Annotated in this window: 13 protein-coding genes and 1 pseudogene; 4 read left to right on the forward strand and 10 right to left on the reverse strand. The window is 57.1% G+C overall.

Annotation, left to right across the window (positions count from 1 at the left end; all coding sequences use genetic code 11):
* Window positions 1–128: 128 nt before the first annotated feature.
* From Mal15_RS33400 to Mal15_RS33415, 5 genes are all read right to left on the reverse strand, one after another.
* The gene (locus Mal15_RS33400; RefSeq protein ID WP_147871690.1) at window positions 129–722 is read right to left on the reverse strand and encodes a hypothetical protein; all 594 of its coding nucleotides are present in this window, start codon (window positions 720–722) and stop codon (window positions 129–131) included.
* Between the two features lie 279 nt (window positions 723–1,001).
* Window positions 1,002–1,511 carry a hypothetical protein gene (locus Mal15_RS33405; protein ID WP_147871691.1) on the reverse strand — a complete coding sequence of 170 codons (510 nt, stop codon included), beginning with the start codon at window positions 1,509–1,511 and terminating at the stop codon, window positions 1,002–1,004.
* Window positions 1,512–1,889: 378 nt separating this feature from the next.
* Window positions 1,890–3,116: a leucine-rich repeat domain-containing protein gene (locus tag Mal15_RS33410; RefSeq protein WP_167547202.1), complete on the reverse strand. Its 1,227-nt coding sequence runs from the start codon at window positions 3,114–3,116 to the stop codon at window positions 1,890–1,892.
* A 334-nt stretch (window positions 3,117–3,450) separates the two neighbouring features.
* Window positions 3,451–3,579 carry a hypothetical protein gene (locus tag Mal15_RS34965; protein ID WP_261344580.1) on the reverse strand — a complete coding sequence of 43 codons (129 nt, stop codon included), beginning with the start codon at window positions 3,577–3,579 and terminating at the stop codon, window positions 3,451–3,453.
* A gap of 248 nt (window positions 3,580–3,827) precedes the next feature.
* A complete protein-coding gene (locus tag Mal15_RS33415; RefSeq protein ID WP_147871693.1) occupies window positions 3,828–4,319 on the reverse strand; it encodes a hypothetical protein in 492 nt (163 codons plus the stop codon).
* A gap of 773 nt (window positions 4,320–5,092) precedes the next feature.
* On the opposite strand from Mal15_RS33415, the pseudogene Mal15_RS33420 reads away from it, so the two are divergent.
* Window positions 5,093–5,215 (forward strand): annotated as a pseudogene (locus Mal15_RS33420) (transposase); the annotation flags it as partial.
* Window positions 5,216–5,458: 243 nt separating this feature from the next.
* Here the strand turns inward: Mal15_RS33420 and Mal15_RS33425 are convergent.
* Window positions 5,459–5,959, reverse strand: coding sequence for a hypothetical protein (locus Mal15_RS33425; protein ID WP_147871695.1), 501 nt, complete (start codon window positions 5,957–5,959; stop codon window positions 5,459–5,461).
* A gap of 980 nt (window positions 5,960–6,939) precedes the next feature.
* On the opposite strand from Mal15_RS33425, the gene Mal15_RS33430 reads away from it, so the two are divergent.
* The 3 genes from Mal15_RS33430 (at window position 6,940) to Mal15_RS33440 (ending at window position 11,017) form a co-directional block, all read left to right on the forward strand.
* A complete protein-coding gene (locus tag Mal15_RS33430; protein WP_147871696.1) occupies window positions 6,940–8,373 on the forward strand; it encodes an IS4 family transposase in 1,434 nt (477 codons plus the stop codon).
* 808 nt (window positions 8,374–9,181) lie between these two features.
* The gene (locus Mal15_RS33435) at window positions 9,182–9,994 is read left to right on the forward strand and encodes a glycosyltransferase family 2 protein (protein ID WP_147871697.1); all 813 of its coding nucleotides are present in this window, start codon (window positions 9,182–9,184) and stop codon (window positions 9,992–9,994) included.
* A 36-nt stretch (window positions 9,995–10,030) separates the two neighbouring features.
* On the forward strand, window positions 10,031–11,017 hold the full coding sequence (locus tag Mal15_RS33440) for a sulfotransferase family protein (protein WP_167547203.1): 987 nt from the start codon (window positions 10,031–10,033) through the stop codon (window positions 11,015–11,017).
* Here Mal15_RS33440 and Mal15_RS33445 read toward each other — a convergent pair.
* The 4 genes from Mal15_RS33445 to Mal15_RS33460 all read right to left on the reverse strand — a co-directional run bounded on the left by Mal15_RS33445 (window position 11,014) and on the right by Mal15_RS33460 (window position 20,478).
* Window positions 11,014–14,778, reverse strand: a complete 3,765-nt coding sequence (locus tag Mal15_RS33445) for a DUF4347 domain-containing protein (protein ID WP_167547204.1) — start codon at window positions 14,776–14,778, stop codon at window positions 11,014–11,016. The two genes, Mal15_RS33440 and Mal15_RS33445, sit on opposite strands and share 4 nt — an antisense overlap.
* 338 nt (window positions 14,779–15,116) lie before the next feature.
* Complete coding sequence (locus Mal15_RS33450; RefSeq protein WP_147871700.1) at window positions 15,117–16,073, reverse strand: glycosyltransferase family 2 protein; 957 nt, start codon at window positions 16,071–16,073, stop codon at window positions 15,117–15,119.
* A gap of 20 nt (window positions 16,074–16,093) precedes the next feature.
* On the reverse strand, window positions 16,094–17,440 hold the full coding sequence (locus Mal15_RS33455; RefSeq protein WP_147871701.1) for a glycosyltransferase: 1,347 nt from the start codon (window positions 17,438–17,440) through the stop codon (window positions 16,094–16,096).
* A 311-nt stretch (window positions 17,441–17,751) separates the two neighbouring features.
* On the reverse strand, window positions 17,752–20,478 hold the full coding sequence (locus Mal15_RS33460; RefSeq protein ID WP_147871702.1) for a DEAD/DEAH box helicase: 2,727 nt from the start codon (window positions 20,476–20,478) through the stop codon (window positions 17,752–17,754).
* Window positions 20,479–20,497: the final 19 nt, after the last annotated feature.

Below are 20,497 nucleotides of genomic sequence, written 5' to 3' on the forward strand. Positions count from 1 at the left end.
GCAGAACAAATGACCACAGAGACCGCAGAGGAACACGGAGAAGGAACCACGAAACACGCTAATCACACGAAAATTGACAAGGTGTCTTCCACCGGCGCGATGGGGGCGGCACGAACACATCAGGTCGATCAATCAATGACGAACCCGATCGCCGACATCGCCACGGCAAGGGCGGTGCAGATGCCGACGAGAACGCCGACGGCGCGCGCCTTGTTCACAGTCGTCATATCGAAGAACTCAAGCACGTTGGGTTTGAAGAAATAGAGCACCAACAAGCAATGGATCACGATGCGTACCCCGTGCTTGGTCATGTAGTACTCTGGTCCGCGAGTGCCGCCTTCGAGTTGATCCGCCATGGTAACGACGGTGAACAACGCCGAACCATTCCGAAAGATGCCATAAACGTAATAGAATGACGCGAGCCACCACCCCCATTTCGTCCCCATCCACATGCCGACGCCGGATGCGATCGTGAGGATCGCCAGGAACATCACGCCGATCACCAATAGCACGTACGGAATGCCGACCGAGCTCAGGGATTCCTCCATGGCTCCTAGATTCGCAAAGATGAGGAACTGGGCGCCGAAGAGCAGAAGACCCCCGACAAGGTGTAGGACGGCAAGGATCGAAACGCCGATGGGTCGAGCGGTCGGTTCGCGGTGCGCGTCGGAGTTGTTCGTCGAAGGAATTGGCGAGGGCGATTGGTACGGATTTTCTGTCACGGTCGGATCAGCTTGTTCAGCAAGAAGGTAGAAAGAGCCAGGCCGACAAAGGCACTGTCCAGTCAAGGTTTAGCAATGAATGGCAATCGAATTGGATGGACGTCATGCGCGGCACGATGTACTGTGCCGCCCCAACAGGGCTCTCGCGCTGGAGCGGCCTCTGACCCGCCGACTCACCGGCGTCGCGGTGTCACCCGCGTTTTTAATTTCGTTGGCGCACTTCAAACACCCGAGGTGTCCTGAAAGAGACGTCGTTACCCGATATCGTCGCATTGGCACTCAATCCTCTGGCGGATCATCAGCGAACAGGAGGGTTAGCTGATCGAGATCGTCGGCCAGAGTTTTGCACACCTGAGTGAGAAGAAACCACTTGGCAGCTTGTTCGGGATCGCCAATCCCCTCGCACTCGGCAAGCATTGGCAGCTGCGCTTCGGCGACCCGAGTTGCAGCCTCGAAAATGGCCTGTTGCGACGAATCCGCCTGCGACGCCACTTCGACAAAGCTCTTCATCGACTGTCGTATCGCGTCATCGAGTCGAGGCCGGCGATCGAAATAGTCGACCGCAGCATCGGCGTGCCGAATCGCTTCGCGGTCAACCTCCGGCGGTTTCAGCTCAAGTCCCTCAATGCGCCAACGAGACGGATTGGTGATTGAAAACCAACGCTTGCAAAGCAAGGCGTCATATTTCTTAGACAGCTCGGGATCAGTGGCGTCATCGAAGGATGTTCTCAATTCGAACCCAGTTGCTGCAAAGTTACCCCCGCCTCCGTTGGCGTCGGAAATCAACATTCCCGGCGAAAGCCGTTGATTCGAACAGACGAGATCGATGCAGAACGGATCACGACAGCCGTCGCGATCGACCTCACGTGGCTGATCAAGAGACACGATCTTCGAACCTGAGTTTTGCACACACACGTTTACATGCCACCATTCCGTTCTCCAAGATTGAGAACTGGCGTCTGAGTTCAGCCGTTCAGCCAGAGCGTTGGCAATCTGGTCAAGCCGATCAGGAGGCGATTCGCACATGTATTCGTTGGCTCGTCAAAAAACAGTCCCTTTACGACACAGCCACAGCCATCGTCGTCGCCGGTCCTCGGGTGGGCCGGTCACAGGACCGGATTAGAGCGGATTCGGGTGAAGCGTGCCAGTTTTTCGGCCCCGTGAGGATTAGAGTGTGCGTGAGCATTGCTGGCTGCCGTCTGGATTCTGCGTCCAACAGGAGATCGCACAGTCGGGCAATTTGGTTTTGAGTGCTTTGACGCGATCGAGCGTGACGCTGTGGTCAATCTGTACTGAAACAGATGCAAGTGAAGACATGTCGGCCAGGTGCTCGAGGCCAGCGCCAGTCACCTTGGTAAATGCGATATTTAGATGTTCAAGTTCGGGCAGATTTGAAATCAGTCGCAGACCTTCGTCTGATATCTGTGTGCCCCAAAGATCGAGCGACTTAAGCCTTCGAAACCGGGCGATCGTTGCAAGAGAAAGATCACCGACACCCGTGTCATGAAGATCGAGGTATTCCATTTCTTGCAGATTCCCAAGGTGACCAAATCCAACATCCGTGATTTTGCCGTCCAGCCGAAGTTCACGCAGCCGTCGCAAACGGACGAGGATTTCCAGTGATGCGTCGGAAATGTTTGATTGCAATAGATGCAATCGTTCAAGGTCCTCCAGCCGACCGAGTTCGCTGACGCCTGCATTCGAAATCGTCTTGCATCTGTAAATGTCAAGCCGTTTTAGGCGATGCAATCCGCCTAGGCTCCGGAGGCCATCGTCAGTGATAGGCGAGTCGATAACCTGAATTGAATCCAGGGCGTGGAACTCGGAGAGCGTTTCAAGATGTTTGTCAGTGGCGCTGCTTCCAGCAAGCGTGAGATGCTGAAGCGTTCTAGCTGCCTGGAGCCCTGCCAAACCCTGCGGGGAAACGGAGGTGTGCGTCAACGAGAGGCTACGTAATCGTCGGATTCGCAGGATGCTCTGAACGGACTCATCGGTAACGCCAACACCGCTGATCATTACCTCGCTGAGATCCGGAAGCTCTCCCAGACGTGCGATGTCACCGTCAACCGTTTGAGGATCGAGAAATACGACGCAAGAAGCCTTTGCGTACAGATCTTCCCCGAACAACGCGCGGATGACGCGAGAACCGTGAGGTTGCGCATCCCGAAGGTAGGCGGTGAATCCGCTCGAAGAGCTTTTTTGATAGTCGAAGAAGACTTGACCACCGGAGGCCTCAATTGACTCAACAATGGAGCGTTGTAAACGACTGCGAATCAAGTCTTTGCCGATCCAGGCGAAGAATACGGCGACAACCAGCACGATGAGCAGGAGGGTGCGCAGCTGGAACCGACGAGGCAGAACGCGGGGCAGTCCAATTCGAGTGAAGTGCGACAAGTTTGATGCAACCGAGCAAGTGACTGAGTCGTCGGCTCCACGGCGAGCGAATTGCGATCGATCCGCACATGCGGAGCAGCGGAGATCGATCATGCGCTAGAGCTGCGCCGGTCCTCGGGGGCCGGTTGACGACCGGATTAGAGCGGATCCGGACGGGGAGTGCCAGTTTTTCGGTTTCACGCCGCCCGATTTCCAAGGATCAGCGTGTCTTGCCTTCAGCCGCCTTGGCGGTGGAACTGAAGATGAATTGGGAGCAAGAATGGTCAAAAAATGGCGTCGGTTGTGTGCTGATGTTTTGACCCCCGCTCATCATGATCGGGACATGCCATGAATTCTATACCGCAACGCATTCCGTCACTCCGAATTCATCAACGACCTCTGCACCGTCGCGGGTGTATCGCAGCTCTGCCCCCTTCGGAACGCCTTGCGATTCGAGCACCGACTTCACCTTCGATAGCGTCATACAGAGGGTCTTCGTATCTTTCGCCTCGATCAATGGGTTCGATGTGTTCTCAGATCGTCGCGACTACGTGATGGCGATTATCACTCTCTGTCATGACGCTGATTAGCAGTCGAACGGCGTGTGGCCATCGCGTCTCCGCGATCGACGGGGATTCAAATACAAACTCCACGCGCCGACTGCAAGGCACCTCTCGGTTCACGCGTCCGGCCACGAGGACAGCCCGATTTCGCCGTCAAGCACCGTTACGACTAGTTGTGCTCAAGTCGATCGCTGTCGGGTCGCCGGAACAATAGTCCGTGCAACCACACGATACAAGCAACCGCCAGAAAACCAATGCTGGTCACGTTGGTCGCCCAAACTCGAAATGCCTGATAACCAAACATCGGCTCAGCAAGCGTTGCAGAATACAGACGACCGACGGCCAACACACAAACAGCGAGCGAAGCGATTCCGATAGCAATTTGTAGCGAGCCGATTGATTTGATGGCGATCAAATCGCCAACTTTGGTTTTTTCCGCACGGCGGTATCGCGTCCCAAAGGTGAAAAAACCAAAAAAAATGATCGACATCAGGATCATCGACATTGGGTCAGCCGGCGAAATTGCGGTGGCTACAACCGCGCAAACAAACGCTGCAAATGCCCAGTGGTACCGGTCATCTTGACGAACATAAAGCACAAGTGCAGATACACCGGCGACAAAAGTCAAAATCAATTCAACGGCGCTGATCGAAAGAAACATGGCGAAGGTCTCCAAAAAGAATGTTCACTGGAAAACTCGCCGAAAGCACTCCGTCGACAAATTGCCACGGAAAGTGGAGCGTTGGAGAAACGTTACCAACAGTCCGTTAGAGTTTCAAGCTTTTCAATGTGCCGCCGCTTCAAGTCGGCGAACGAATTGCCATCTATCCGCGCATGCGGAGCAACGGGGATAGGCGGAGGAACGGGGATAAATCGTGCGCCAGAACTTCGTCGGCCTTCAGGTGAGCCGGTTACAGGGCTGGATTAGAACGGATCCTATCGGATCCTCAGTCCCAGGCGAATTCGAGTTGCGTGGAAGCAGAACGGTGCGCCGGCCACGTCTCAGCGTGGTGGTTTTGGCACGTGAGGATCTCGCTTCGGTCGTTGAGAGAGACGCGATCCGTACCCGCTCAAAACCACCCAGTCATCAAAAACGGCTCCTCCCCTTTCCGCCAACTGCGTTGAATGGTTCCACGACTTTGCCAGCAGTTTCACTTCACACGTTCGCGGCACGTTGATGGGTGGCAACAGATCGGCGCGTCAAGGACGAAGGCAGGGGGGAGAGATTAAAACGCCGAGCCGCAGAGAGCGCAGAGGATCATGCACTCAATTCCGTATCTCTGCGTCCTCTGCGACTCTGCGATTCAAAACCATGTGCGAATCGTGCCACTCAACGCTGACGATGATCACTACGTGCTGCGTCTAACGACGGTGTCGACTCGCGAATGATCCCACCCACGATCCAAGCAAGCACCATGAAATTTCACATTCGACTGGGGCGTGAACATCAAACCGGTCGGTGATGGTCGGGCCGTTCTGAAATACTTGGCGCCGTACGTCTATCGTGTCGCGATCAGTGACAATCGGAACGTGTCGGTCGATGAGCAAGGCGTGACCGACAGCGACTGCCGTTAGCCCTGGAGTCGCCAGCTTGCCGTGCCATCAGAGCAAAACCCAATCGGGTTTTTCGCCGACTCCGAGCTTCTTGAACAGAGAATTTGAGCATCGGCTCTTCCGCCGGAGTGGACGCTGCCCTTGGGCTGCAAACAGGGATCAGAGAGAGACCCGCTCGTGATTCACGCGATGTCAAATTCTTATTGGTTATGCGGTGCCCTCAATAGATCGGCCGCATGACCATGATCAGGTTTCTCGTTCCAACGTGTAAGGTGGGACAATGTGGTGAACGTAGTCCATCAGATTCAAGTACGAACCCGTATCATATTCTGGGGTGCGTTCGATCAGAATATTGAACGACAACTCTACTGTGCAAACCACCTGCTTCTCGAGGCATGAGTTGATGAAGGTGAAGGGGAAAATAACCATATCCCGAGCAGGCGAAACCAACGCGACATCTAGACCGTCGTCGAAATGAATTTCGCACCACTCCCAATTCAGTTCTCGAACCAGTTGCGCGCCCCACAAACAACCCAAAAGCAAGTGCCGTTCTTCCTTCTTCGGAATTGAAACGCGTTTTCCAAACACAACTTTTGTGATCGTTTCATCCACAGCCGCAACAATCTCGGCGGGCGTGTTCTTTGAAAGATGCAAACCCAAAGACCTCGCTGCATCTTTAGTAACGTTTTTGATAAGTCGTGCTCGCTCGCGATCCAGTTGGGTTTCAGAGAAGCGATCAGAGCTCACAGATTCACCATACGATTGAGTTTGCGGCATAACGACCGCCGTCACCTGGCACGAGCGGAAAAAACTGAACTCAAAACAGACTCGATCGAGTGCTCAGGTGCACCACTTGGTTCACGCGGATCGGCCACGACGACAGCTTGAGCCATCGCCGCTGATGGCCAGTGTACTCGATCGAAATCGCCGAGGAAAATCGAGTCTCCAAACAGCAGTCGGCGCGTCAGGTGTCGGCTGTCAGCGTTGCATTCGACAGGCGTCGGTTTGTCGAATTCGGCCGAGTCGACCGTGCACCAAGTGAGACAAGAATCACGCAAAGACGCCAAGCCGCAAAGAAGCGGGGTCAAATCTTTGCGGCTTGGCGACTTTGCGTGAGGACCTTCCAGCAAGTACGTCAGCGCACCAGTCGAACCGCGACTTCAGGAGCGAATAACAGGAAACAGAGGTCTGATGAATCCCGGTGGCCGCAAGCTCGGGTACTGGCATTAGCGTTCATCGGTGTTCATTAGCGGTGCCAAAACGCCGAAAACACGAACCGCTAATCCAAGCGAATGAACGCGAATCTCGGAACCCGTTTCAAGCAGTCGAGAGCGTGAACGTCGACGATCACCCTGTTCACGGGCCAACCGGTTGGCGGCGAAGGTGGAGCGAGTGTCGCATGCGGAGGAAAGGTCTGCCGATCGCAACAATGAGTGAACTTGGGTGCATCGCTTCGTTCGCGCATTCGGTCGACACGTCAGTGGGAACCATTGTCGCTGGTGGCCAATGTACTCGATTGGAATGGCCATGGGCACTTCACTTCCCTGTCACCACTCTTTTCGCTGGACAGTCACGACGAAGCCCGACGGGCTGACACAGTGCTTGCCGGTGGCGTCAGCCCTCGTTGTTATACACAAATTTTTGATGATGTATTGATTCGCGAAATCGCTCAAACTGTTGCTCACAGGGAGTTCAGGTGCACGACAGGTAGCAACGGAGTGTTTGCGATGGTGAGCCAATGGGTGATTGACGAATTAGAAACGGTGGATCTTGGCGACAAGAGACGAAATGAACGACTTGCCGAAGTGCTCTCCGCCATGGCTGGTTTGCCGAGCAAGAGCATTCCTGCTGCAGTCGGCGCAGGACACAACGAAACAACGGCAGCCTACCGACTTTTTGATAACGATGCGATCTGCTTTGAGGACATTTTAGCGCCCCATATAGATGCCTGCTATAAGCGTCTTGCTGAGCAAGAAGTTGTCATCTTGGCTCACGATACGACGGAACTGGATTTGACGAAACCTAACACGCAAGTAGAAGGGGCCGGTCCGCTAGATGGCAGTTCACGCTACGGCGAGTTGCTTCACCCGCTGATGGCGTTCACTCCCACCGGCACGCCCTTAGGAACCGTTGCAGCGGAACTTTGGACTCGCGAGGAAGGTCCGTCAAAAGCCGATGATCGAAAGAAAGTGCCGATTGAAGAGAAGGAGTCTCTGCGATGGCTTGAAAACCACCGCGAAGCACAGTTAATCGCTAGCGAGCACCCCGAAACGCAAGTTGTCTGCGTGGCTGACAGCGAAGCGGACATCTTTGAAGTCATCGAGTGTAATTCCGATTCTCCAAAGAACTTTTGGTGGATTATTCGCAGTTGCTATGACAGTTCGATCGTTGATCAGCACGGTCGGCCATCAGGAAATCTGCATGAAAAACTCGCCGCCAGCAAAGTACGCTACACCAAAGCGATAACGATTCTTTCGCACCAACCCAAGTTAGCCTGTGACAAACGAGCACGCAATCAACCGCGAGAGGCACGCCAATGCGAACTCGAGGTGCGTGCAACGACGCTGACACTGAAGAACCCCTATCGGCCCGATCGACACCTACGGCCCACGAAAGTCAACGCGATTTGGGCTCACGAGATCGATCCGCCTGAAGGGGATACGCCTATCAGTTGGCTGTTGCTGACCAATATGCCGATTTCGAACAAGGAAGAGATTGAGCTGGTGTTGTCTTACTACTGCATTCGCTGGTTGATCGAAGTATTCTTCCGAACTCTCAAATCAGGCACTCGCATCGAAGCAAAGCGGTTTGAAAAGATCGAACGATTCGAGCGTTGTCTCGCTGTTTCGATGATCTTGGCGTGGCGAACGTTCTACAGCGTGCGGATCGGTCGCGAATGTCCAGACGTCAGCTGTGAAGCAGTATTCGTAGCCGACGAATGGCAGCCGGTATACAAGATCGTCACCGGGGAAGATCCGCCAAAGAAACCACCGACGTTGAAGGAGATCGTCCGCATGATCGCTCGGCTTGGCGGCTACATCGACCGACCACGACATGACGAGCCTGGCACCGATACGGTCATGCGCGGCATGGAACGACTCTACGACATCAGTAGTTGTTGGCGAAGCTTTGGTCCAAATGCAACCAGATCAGGGGAATGAATTGTGTATAACAACGAGGGCTGACGCCACCGGCAGACACTCTGCCGGCCCTCCGGGCCTCAGACACATCGCCCGGGCAGCCGGTCCGTTGGATTCAGCAATGACTTTAAGGTCGTCATATCAGTCGTCGGTTTGTCAGCGCACCAGTCAAACGACGAAACCAAATGCGAATCCCAGGAAACAGAGGTCTAAAAAACCCGATGGGCGCTCTTCGAGCGCATCAATCAAACCGGGATGTCAGGCCTAGGATCGCGATGGGAACAGCGGAAAAGAGAGCAACCACGAACGACGCGAAAAACACGAAAGTTGACCCGGCGTTGCCGCCACGCGTCGGGTAGGAGCGCGAACAACTAATTATTGGTGGTCCGACTGGGGTAAAAACCGATATTCCCCGGTCGGACCGCGGAATATCCCCCGCCACCCGATGGCAGGGGGTGGCGGTTGCGCGGTCAAGGTTTGGTCTCCGGATTTGGGGGAGCGGGATCGGCCGCGACGGGACTTGGTGGCGGTTCAGGCCATGAAGGGGAGGGAGAGGTGGTCAAAAGATTGCGTGGTCAAAAAATGTGACTCAGAGGGCCAAAGGATGGGGGCGGTGGGGGAGTGATTTTTTGACCACCCCATTTTTTGCCCCCCTTCGCTTCGTCCGCTCCGACATCGCGGAGACGCGCCGAAGGAGGGGTGACTTCGGGTTGACATTTGCACTCGGTTTTTGCGACGGTCCCATCCGGTGAACCCGTGCGCTTCGCCGATCCGCCGGCGCGGATCTCGATCGGAAGCTTGCACTCTTTTGTAATGGTCCGGATGACTGATGGAAGACGATCGGCCGATGATCTCGGTGATGATGCCCTGCTGCAACAACGCTCGATACATCGAAGCGGCAATCACCTCCGTGCTGTCGCAGCAGATCGACGTTCCACTCGAGTTGCTGATTATCGACGACGCCTCCTCGGATGATTCGGTGGACCGCATCAAGGCGATCGACGACCCGCGAATCCGGTTGATGCAAAACCAAACGAACCGCGGCATCGCTCGCGTTCGCAACGAGTTACTCGACGCCGCGTCGGGGCATTTCCTAACGTCGCTGGACGGGGATGACGTTTACGTCGACGCCTGCAAACTCGCTCGCGAATGGGAGCTCCTGCAAAACGCTCCCGAGCCGCAGCGGACGATCGTTTACAGCGACGTTCGTTGGATCGATGGCGACGGCCAAACGATGTTGACCGCCAGCGCGATCGCACCGCCGATGGAAGGCATTCTGTACCAAGCGATCCTGGACCGTCGTGTCATGATCCCGCGCGACTTTTTACTATCCGTCGATTTGGCGCGCGGCGTCGGCGGATTCGACGCCACTCTGCCGATCTATGAAGACTGGGACTACAAGCTGCGGCTCGCCCAGAAGGCGGTCTTCCGATACACCGGCTGTGTCGGCATCGGCTATCGTCGACACGGCAGCGGGCTGTCTGCAGCGGCCGCCCCGCTGCATCAAAAGTGCCAAGCCATCATCCGTAAAAAGCACGCCGGAGAAGGTTTTGACGGCGACCCGATGCGATTGCTGAAACTGGCCGGACGGCTGCACGGGATCTTGACCCGAAACCGCTTGCGCAGCCGCAAGGCCGCCTAACGACACCCAAACTTGGACTGGAAACTGGAAAACGCTGTGACCACTCCCCTCGTCTTCATCGTCTCGCAGCCGCGCGCCGGTTCGACTCTGTTGCAAACCATGTTGTCCGGGCATGACGACGTGCACGCCCCCGGTGAAGCCTGGTTGATGTTGCCGCTGGTCCACGCGATTGCCGGCTCCCGTCGTGACGTTCAATCTCCCTATGACCAATGCTTGGCCGATGACGCGGTCGGCGAATTCGTTCGCGAGAACCTGAATGGCGGCTGGAGCGAAATGCAGGCCGAGATCGGCAGAGCGGCGACACGGATCTACGAAGCCGCTCGCGCCCGCGCCGGTGCAAAGACCTTGATCGACAAGACGCCGCGTTACTACTGGATCATCGAAGATCTGCTGAGCCTGATTCCCGATTGCAAAATCATCTTGCTGCGGCGCAACCCGCTGGCGGTGCTGTCATCGATCATGGAAACCTGGACCCGCCGCACACGCGTCGGATTCCTGAAAGACTATCGAGGCGACCTGTTGGAAGCGCCTGCTCGAATTGCCGCCGCCATGGCCATCCAAGACGAACGCATCTACACGCTGCGCTATGAGGATTTGGTGCACGATCCCGCATCGCACTTGGCCCAATTGCAGTCCTTCATCGGACTTCGCCCGGTTGATGGGCTACAGCATTACGGCACAGCCACGCATCGCGCCTACGGTGATCCCCAAGGGGTCCACCAGCGTGACGCCGCCCAGGTCGATTCCGTGCAAAAGTATCTCGACCGCGCGGCGGCACGAGCGACCGACTGGCGATTGATGGACGACTACCGGCACCACCTGGGCCACGATCTGTTGAAACGATTGGGATACGATGACGCCGAGCTAAAGCGGCATCTGGACGCCATCCGACCAACCGGGACGTTGCTCGCCCCAACGCTGTCGTCTCAAATCTGCCCACGGCCGGCCGAGCCGCGACGCAGCGTGATCCGCTTGCGACGGATGGCGGCGGACGCCCTGACGCAGTGGGGCAAGGCGGCTTAGATCAACAGGAATCGCCCCACCGATCCGGAAACGATGTCGACGTAATACAGGAATCCGTCGGGGCCTTGTTGGATGTCGACGGCAAAGTTCGCGCCGGTGGCAAAGACGCCGATCGAGGTCAAATTGCCGGCCGCGCCGACACTGCCGTGCCGGACGACGCCGCTGGCAAAGTCGGCATAGAAGACATCGTTGTTGTACTGCGGGCCGTAATTCAAATCCCAACCGACGCTGCCCAAGACAATCACATCGGTCCCGTTGGTGTGCGGCTGGGCGATGAACGCGGGGCTGGCCGGCTGGCCTGAGTTGTAAAACGCTTGGGCCTGCGGCAGGCCTTGATACGACGGCGTACGCAGATTGACTCCCTGGCCTCCCTCGTAGTACGGCCATCCAAAATTCGTACCCGGCGGCCCGATGTTGATCTCTTCAAAACTGACCAGTCCGGTTTCACCGATATACAGCCGCCCGTTGACCGGGTCGACTGACAATCGCCAGGGATTTCTCAGACCCAAGTGATAGACCTTGCTGCGGTTGGAATTCAGGTCGCCGTCGAAGAACGGGTTGTCGCTGAAACCCTGCCCGGTGATCGGATCGATGCGGAGGATTTTCCCGGACAGACTGTTGGGGTCTTGAACCCGCAAGGCCCGTGGATCGGTTTGATTGAAGCTGGCCCCGTCGCCGATTCCGACATACAGCGCGCCGTCAGTGCCGAAGGCCAATCCGCCGACGGTATGAGATCGGCTGTCGCTGTTGATAAAGTCTTGAAGATACGTGCCGTCGGGATTCAAACCCGCCGGCGGCTGGTTGAAGTTCAGCGTGCTATCGACGAACGCATTGAAATTGTTCCAAGTGCTGTTGGCACCCAGCAAGGTCACCGTGCTGCCAGGCACGACGGTGGTGTAGTTGGTCGACGCATCGAGTGTCATCCGAATCAGTCGACCCGCTCGGTTGCCTGAACCGTCGGGTCCGGCCAGCGGGTTGCCCACGTGGTTGTAAACCTCCGGCGGGTCTACCGTGTAATTCAGGTAGATGTACGGGTTGTTTGCGAAATCGGGATGGACTTCGAAGTCCACCAAGCCACGATCCTGGACGTTGTTGGTGATCGCGGTGATGTCGATCATCGTGGTCAGCGGGCCGCCGTCGCGAGAGACTCGAACGATGCCTGCTTTCTCGCCGACGTACATGTTTCGACCGTCGGGTGACCATTCGACGTTCAGCGGCTGGTTGAGTCCCGTGACGATGTCCTGGCGGATGATCTGGCCGATCGGGATGGTGGGTGGATCGGCAGCCGGCGTGTCCAGCGTCACACTCCAGGATTGAATGTACGTGTTGTTGTAGGCACTGCCGGTTGCGGCGGCGAATCCGACGTAGGCCTGATTACCGACGATCCCGTTTAATTGCAGCGTCGTTTTCATCAACGCGAATTGGGGCTTTTCATTGACGTCGGAAATGTAGACCGACAAGCTGTCACTTTGCCCGTTGTAGTCGACCCAGGTGTAGTAGGTCCGCCCGTCGTTGAGATCGTAGGGCGATTGAATCGTTCGATGCGGATTGACCATCACACCGTTGACGGTGAACGTGATTTCGCCGGAGTATTGTTCGTAGACGTTTCGAAACGTATCCAGTTCGATCCCGATCGAGTTCTGTTGGGCGTTGTAGGCCAAGCCGCCGGGGTAATTGCCGATGTCTTGTCCGGCGGTACCACCGGGCGAGTTCTGGATGATGAATGCCAATCCCTCGCCGCCGGCGGAACCTTGTCCGCCATCAAACCGTGCGGCAAACGTGGCTTGGAAGGACGTGTCGGCGTCGACACTGATCGGCGTCGTGAAATACGCCGATCCGCGTTGTTGGGGGACGGCAGAAGTCAGTTGCAGTTTGCCGTTGCTGATCCTGGCATCACGGTTGAGTTGCAAATTGGCGGCGGAGTCGAATGAGGCATAGGCCGGCAATCCCTGATCGATGTCCAGGAGATTGATCGTCGCCGTACGAGGGGCAAGCAAGCTCGCATTTTCCGATCCCGTCAATCGGAAACTAAACGATTCAGTCCCTTCGACCAGCCCGTCTTGCAAAACAGCAATGGTGACCGACTTGCTCGTTTCGCCGTCGGCGAACACCAAGCTACCTGATTCGGGAATGAAATCACTGCCGGCCGTGGCGGTTTCCGACTCCGTGGCGTACTGGACCGATGCCACACCGTCGCTGCCACCGACACGTGCGATCGTCATCGTGACCGAACCATCGGATTCGAACACCGCTGCGAAGTCATCCACCAAGACAAAACTTCCGCTCTCTCCGTTGTCGGGTGGATCGACTGGCGGATCAACTGGGGGCGGCGGGGGGTTGTCGGCAAGGAATTGAAATCGACCGTTTCCGTACAACGTTTCGTTTTGGTAGAAACCCGACACGATGCCTTGTCCGGCGACGTAGAACCCGGTCGTGTAGGTGGACGGTGCTTCGGTTTCAAAGATTTGCCCATCGACTCGAACGCGATCGACCGTCAAGTTGCGGTCGATGTCGTTGCCAGGATCGTAGAAATCGTTGGTGAATGCGATTTCGATGCGGTCGGCTGTGACCAATTGGTTCGCCTGGTAGGAATAGCTGGACGGGGTGGTCGAAACGTTTTCGAAGGTCTGAACCACTTGGCCATCGATCAGCAATTCCATTCGTTCCTGTCCCATGTTGCCTTCGGCATCGATCGTGATCACCGATCCGCTTTCGTTGCCGGTTGAGGCGAACTGAAAGTAGCCATTGGTGTGCAGGTATTCGGTTTGTCGAAAGCCTGGTGTCACGCCGTCTTCCGGTCGCCACGATCCGGTTGAAAACACCGCCGGGTCTTCGGTTTGGTAGGTCACTCCATCGACAACAATGCGGTCGATGCGGAGGTTGCGATCAAAGTCGATTTCCGGTCTGTACAGGTCGTTCGTGAAATGGATCCGAATGTCATCGATGCTCACATTGTCGATGTGAACGTTGAATTCGCCGAACAGTCGATCACCGGCATCGGTGCCTGTCATCGTCCAGGTGCCGACGATTTGGTCGCCGACTTGCACTTGCATTTCTTCTTCGCCGATTTCACCGGCCGCATAGACCTGAATCGACAAAGCGCCCGGGAAGTGCGACAGGGCCGATCGGTCCAGGTCCCCGGCATGCGTCACCGGACCGACGGTGTGTTCCAAGTCCCAATCGGCCTGTCGATCGGCGGCCCCCGTGCGGTCGACCGACGCGGCGACGTCCAAACCGGTGGCCTTTGCGATGCGATCCAAGAACACACGACCTTCGTCGCCCGCGCCGACGTCACAGCCATAAATCAGCAAATCGGCGCCGGCAGCGAACGATGCTTTCCAGCGAACCAACTCGGCGGCTCGATCGGCGAGCGTGCCTGCGTCCACCCGGTCATTGCCCAACTGCAATTGGCCGGCGCGTCCGTGACTGATCAGGTGCATGCTGTCAAGTTCGGATCGATCGGCCAAGATGGCGGTGATCTGCGACACGGCATCGGCGGAGTGATCCAGCACCACCAATTCCGCCCCCGCGGGGATCGCCGCCGAGATGTCGAAGCCGACGGCGTCAAAGTCACCGGCGACGTTCGGATCGATGATCACCAGCGTCGCCGACGGCTGGAGCGCACGAGCGTGGGCCGGGATGGCATCGGTCGCGAGTGAATCGGTCGCGAGTGAATCGGTCGTGGGGACCGCCGGCGCGACTTGCACGGAATCGGTGACGGGTGCGGCAGAGACCGCTGCGCCGGCGTCGGCTGCAAGCATGATCCGCGGTTCCATCTCGCGGGCGGTCCAGGCTGGGGATTGACGGCGATTGTGACCCGTTTTGGCCCTTGGACGAACCATTGCAGCGACCGAACTTGTGATGGAAAGCGGGAAGGACAGAATGACCGGTTTCTGACATTACTTCCACGCCGGAGCAAAACAAGGCTACGGATCGCAATTGATGAACCAATTACAACGCCTGGGCGGATCGTATCGATTTCGCGGCGCAATTTGTCGCGTCAGGATCACCATCACAGGCGATTCGCGTCAGATTGACGCGGCCCGTGGCGGTCCAGAGGTCTGTCAGTCGCGATGTGGCTGAAGACCGTGGTCTGCGTTCAGGCCGCGCTGCGTTTCCAGAACACCCGTTTGCCGTTGCGCCGCATCTGTCGCCAATAGTGCCGAGAATTCAACAATCCCGGCTCGTCGCCGGCCAGTGCCAGCAGTGAAATCAGACGTCGTTCCGGAGGGGCTTCGGCCGTCTCGATGACGCGCCGCGTCAATCGACTGTGCCGCCGCATTTGTCGCTGATGATCGGGTGAGATGCGAGCATCCTGCGACGTGATGTAGGGCGTGATCCCTCCGAGCAGCTCCAAAATACTCGCGTTTCGGGCCGTCGTTTTCTGGCCCGCATGGATGCGAAAGGCGGCCAACGGCACCTCGGTTCGCGCGACCTTCATGCCGGCATCAAAGCCCCGCAACCAATAGTCGAAGTCCATCGTGTAGTGGAGTGATTCGTTGAACCGCCCGATCCGCTCACTCAGCCGATTGGTCCAGAACACTTCGGGCTGAATGAAGTTGCGATTGGGGTTGGGGTTCAACCAATGATTCCACAAGTCGACGATTTCGGCGAGCGACGAGATGTCCGAAATCTGATCACCGATCGTTTGCCCGGTGGCATCCACTTTTCGGCAGACACCGTACAGCAGATCGGCGTGTGGGTTTTCGTTTCTCAACGTGACGATCCGCCGAAAGGCATCGGGCAAGTAGTAATCGTCGCTATTGATGTAAGCGCAGATGTCGCCTTCGACCTGCTCGAATCCTTTGTTGATCGCGTGTGATTGACCGCGATCTTTTTCGCTGCACCAAAACGCCAACTCGTTGCGGTACTTTCTGATGATGTCGGCCGATCCATCCGTGCTGCCTCCATCGACGACGGCATATTGCAACTCGAACTCGGTTCCGCGACCCTGTTGTGACAAGACGCTTAAGATCGTCTGTTCCAAGTACTCCGCCTGATTGAACGACGGCGTGACGATTCGGAAGATGGGCAGGCGACGATTCGAGGTCGACATGGTGGATCTTTTAAGGAGTGTTAGGCAGCGCGGCGCTGAGATTGTTCGCCGGAATCGACGAGAGTGCGATACAGTTCGATGTAGCGCTGCGCCTCCGTGTCCGCCTGATACTGATCCAGGATCAGTTCTCGAGCTTGTCCACCCATCGCTTTGATGGCCTGCGGATTGGCGATTGCGGTCTTTAGCCGGCTTGCCAGTTGTGCGGCGTTGCCGGTGTCGGCGAGCAGTCCGGTCTTTCCCGGAATCACATAGTCGGGGATTCCGCCGGCATCGAATCCGATCACCGGCGTTCCGCATGCCATCGCTTCCAAACCGGTCAGCGGAAGATTGTCTTCGGTCGACGGCAAAACAAACGCATCGGCCGCACTGTACACCAATCGACGCGTTCGATCGTCCTGCACGCTGCCGACATGAATGGTTTGCGGCAACTCCTTGTTTGACTCGGACAGGGTTCCGCTGCCGAACACCAGGCAACGAACGTTCGGGTTCGGCCCGACATGTTCGAGCGCCGCAGCCAACTCAGCAGCACCTTTACGGCGATTGCCAAGGCTCATCGCTCCAAACCCGATGATGAACGCGTCGGTCTCAATGCCGAGGGCTTCGCGGGCGAACCGCTTCTGCATCGGATACAGTCGATCGGTCGGCATTCCGTAGGGAATCCGCGTGAATGATCTCGCACCGGCCAACAACGGGCTCGAGCGCGCTTGCTGCAGCAACCACCGGCTCGGCGCGACGATGTGCAGGTTAATGTCCTGTAACGCACGTCGCTTGGTTTCAAAAGATCGAAAACTGACGTCCCTCTGGCCGGGCCGTTTGATTTGGGGACAGTTGCCACATCCGAGGCGAAATCGCTCGCACCCGCCTGAAAAGTGACAACCGCCGCTCAGCGCGTTCATGTCGTGCAGGGTCCAAACAACAGCTTGGTCGCCCGAAAGCGAACCGAAGAAGCTGGGAAAGTCGATGAACTTGGAGATCCAATGCAGGTGGATGAGGTGCTGCTGTGCGTCGACGGCGTTTGGGTCAGCCGCGGGGTGGTCCAGCGGAGGCCAGGGGGTGAACGGTTTTCCGTGCGGCGAGGTGAAAATTTCCGCACCCGGTTTCGTGCCACCCGTGGCGCGCTTGAATCGTTGGCGATGCAGTCGAAAGCGGATCCGATCGACGGAGTCTCGCAGCGTCCCCTTGCCGGGCCAATGCGTGCTGTAGTATTCACCGTCCTCGGTTTCCGTGCACTGACGACCGGTGAAGGTTTGACCGGCCAGGTGTTGGAACCGGCTTTGGATGCCGGCGCCGCGTAGTGCCTGGTGCAATTGTCGCGCCGCGGTCGCAGCTCCGCCGCGAAGAAAGCTATTGAAATGACTGACAAACACTGGATCCCACCGCGAAACGAAGCACACGAGAGTGTCGGACTCTTTGTCCTTCAATCGCCGGAATTGACGGCGGGCGATGAGTCATCTGCCGCCGGTAGCAGATGTTCGGGTTTGGCAAACTTTCCGGGCCGAAGTGCGTCGATCGGAAAGATCTGTGGGTGAGGGGACGCCCTCTGGAGGGACCGTCCGCCTACAGGACGATCGCTTTTCGTTGCTCCGATGGCCGTCGTCCGCTGGAATCAGCGCAGGGATGGCAGAATGATTCGGGGCAGAATGATGGGGTTGCAGGTGAATGCCCGCCGAGGCGACCGTTACGCGTCCAGCAGCTTTGCCAGTGTCGTCGCCAGACCTCGCAAGGCCTCGGTGTCCGGCAGCGTGATCGTCAATTGCGGGCGCCCCTGTTCGTCTTTGTCGATGCTTTGTGACAGACGCTCGGTCAACGCGGCAACGGTCTGCTCGTCGGGCACCTTATTGTCGGCCGACGGAATCAGTTCACCCGCCAAGGAGAGTGCGGCACTGATCAAACCGCTGGTTGCCGCGGCGACCTTTTCGCGTCTGGCTTGCAGTACTTGGGCTTCCGCCTCGACCCGTCGTTGCTGGCTTTCATCGACCGGCGCGGCGGGCAGGGGATCCAAGATGACTTCCAGCCGACGTCGCAGGTCTTCCATTCCGCTGACCATTTCGACCTTGGTGACGTCGCTGTCCAGATCGATCGATGCGTCGGCAAGCTCCTGCTTGGACGCCAGCGTCTCCAACAACCGCTCTTCGATCGTGTCTCCGACGGTCACCAGTTTGTAGATATGAACCGGGTTCTTTTGCCCCATCCGATAGGCGCGTGCGATCCGTTGCTCGAGCACCGCAGGGTTCCAGGGCAGATCGACGTTGATGACCGTGTTGGCCGCTTGCAGGTTCAATCCCGTTGATCCGGCATTGGTCATACAGATCACGCGGCACTCGGGATCGTTTTGGAATCGCGACACCAATTCGCCGCGTTTCTTTTGAGCCACTTGGCCGTCCAGACGAACGTACTCGCAATCCATCGCGTCCATCCGTCGCTCGATCCGATCCAGCATGCGTCTCCATTCGCTAAACAGCACGATCTTACGTGTCGGATCTTCGATCAACCCTTCCAGCAACTCGGTCAATCGTTCCAACTTGCTGCTGTATTCGGCTTCCTCCTGGTCGATCAGGTAGGTGCTGTCGCAAGCCATGCGTGCCATCAGCAACGATTTTTGCATCCGCAACACGTCCATTTCGGTCATGAACTTTTTGTTGACGATTTGGGCCACGATGGCGAGATGGGAATCGTTGATTTCTTTCTGCTCGGCCGTCGGTTCGATCCGAATCACTTCGTCGATCCGTTCGGGAAGCTGTTTGGCGACCTCGCTGCGCGTGCGGCGCAGCAGGATCGGTCGCAGCGAATCGCGAAGCTGGTCCAGACGGTGATAACCCAACGTCTTGCCACGTTCGTCAACAACGTGGTGTTTATGAAAGAATTCGTATGCCGGTCCCAAACGATCTTCGTCGACGAATCGAGTGACGGTGAACAGGTCGCCGAGTCGGTTTTCCAGAGGCGTCCCGGATAACACCAACCGGAACGGGCTTTCCAGCTGACGAATCACATTGCTCGTCTTCGATTCCCAATTTTTGATCCGTTGCCCTTCGTCCAAGATGATCAGATCCCAGGGAACTTCTTCGATCGCCGTCAGGTCACGCAGGACTTGTTCGTAGTTACAGATCGTAAAGAACGTGTCGCTTCGATATTGTTCACAGCGTTCGGCCCCGGTGCCTAAGACGATTTGCGTGGACCGGTCGCTGAAGCGACGGATCTCGTTCCTCCATTGCGATTTCAACGAGGCCGGGGAGACGATCAGCACGCGTCGAATGTCGGCCAATTGCGACAACAACTCAGCCACCCCGATACCTTGGATGGTCTTTCCCAGCCCCATGTCGTCGGCCAGGATCGCCCGACCGGCACCGGCGGCGAACGCAATCCCGTCCAGCTGGTAGGGCAGCAGCGTCGCATCGAGCAATTCGGTCCGTAGCGGATGGTTTTCCGGATCCTTGCGAATCTCGTCACAGGCGGCGCGAACACGCTGTTGGGTCAACTGGCGCTGGATGTAGGCTTCCGCGTCGGGATAGATCGTGACGTCGATCCCGGAATTTTCCAGCGCCTCGATCCGCGTCATCGCCTCCGATGCATCCGTAATGGGGATCGAATTCGCATCCCCGACGATCTCTTCCAGCTTGGCGTCGGTTTTGTAGGGAAGATGAAACAACAACCCACGCTGCTGGCCGTAACACAGCCCCAATGACAGTTTCTTGCGTCGGTAGGGAGAGTTGATTTTGGCGGCGGAGAATCGTTTTCGAACCTTGGTTTGGACGTGCAGAATGTGCTTGCAGGTCTGCAATTTATTGGTTCGAAAATCGGGGCACGTGCAATACGTCATCCCGGGGTGAAATCCTCGCAGCGCGACGCGATACGTTCTGCCGGATCGCTCGCTGGTGACCAAATAATCCGTCCATGGTTTGGACGTGTTGGTCGAACGCACCTTCATGCGTTCTTCCTCGGCGCGTTGGATGCGATCGGCGATCGCCCGCTGATTCAATTCGTCGGGTGTCAGATGTTCCAACGGCACCGATTCATCGGGCGGCTGGGCCAGGCCGAGATCACTCTTGGATTGCAGCAGATGGTCCAGGGCCGCACCGAGGTGAATGCAGGGTCCCTCGCAGGAGTCACAATTGGAGAGCAATTGGCGGCGACGCCCCGATTCCAGCGTGATCGTCGCGATCGCCAGGCCGTTGTCCTCCTCCGGGTCCTGGAATCGGACCCGGAACAGATCGCCGCCCAGAAAAACGTCGTCGTGGTTGAGGTCTAGAAACTGAGCCCCCTGGCGGATCAACGTTGCCCCTTCATCGCCGAGCAACTGACAGGCTTGGGAGTACGTCAACGATCCGAGTCGCTGATGGAACACGTTGCCCTTTTTCTTGCGAGCGTTCGATCGGGTCCCATCCGTTTTTGTCGCCGTCTGACTCATCAGCCTTCCGTCCTTTCGG

The sequence above is a fragment of the Stieleria maiorica genome (assembly GCF_008035925.1).
Lineage (GTDB): Bacteria > Planctomycetota > Planctomycetia > Pirellulales > Pirellulaceae > Stieleria > Stieleria maiorica.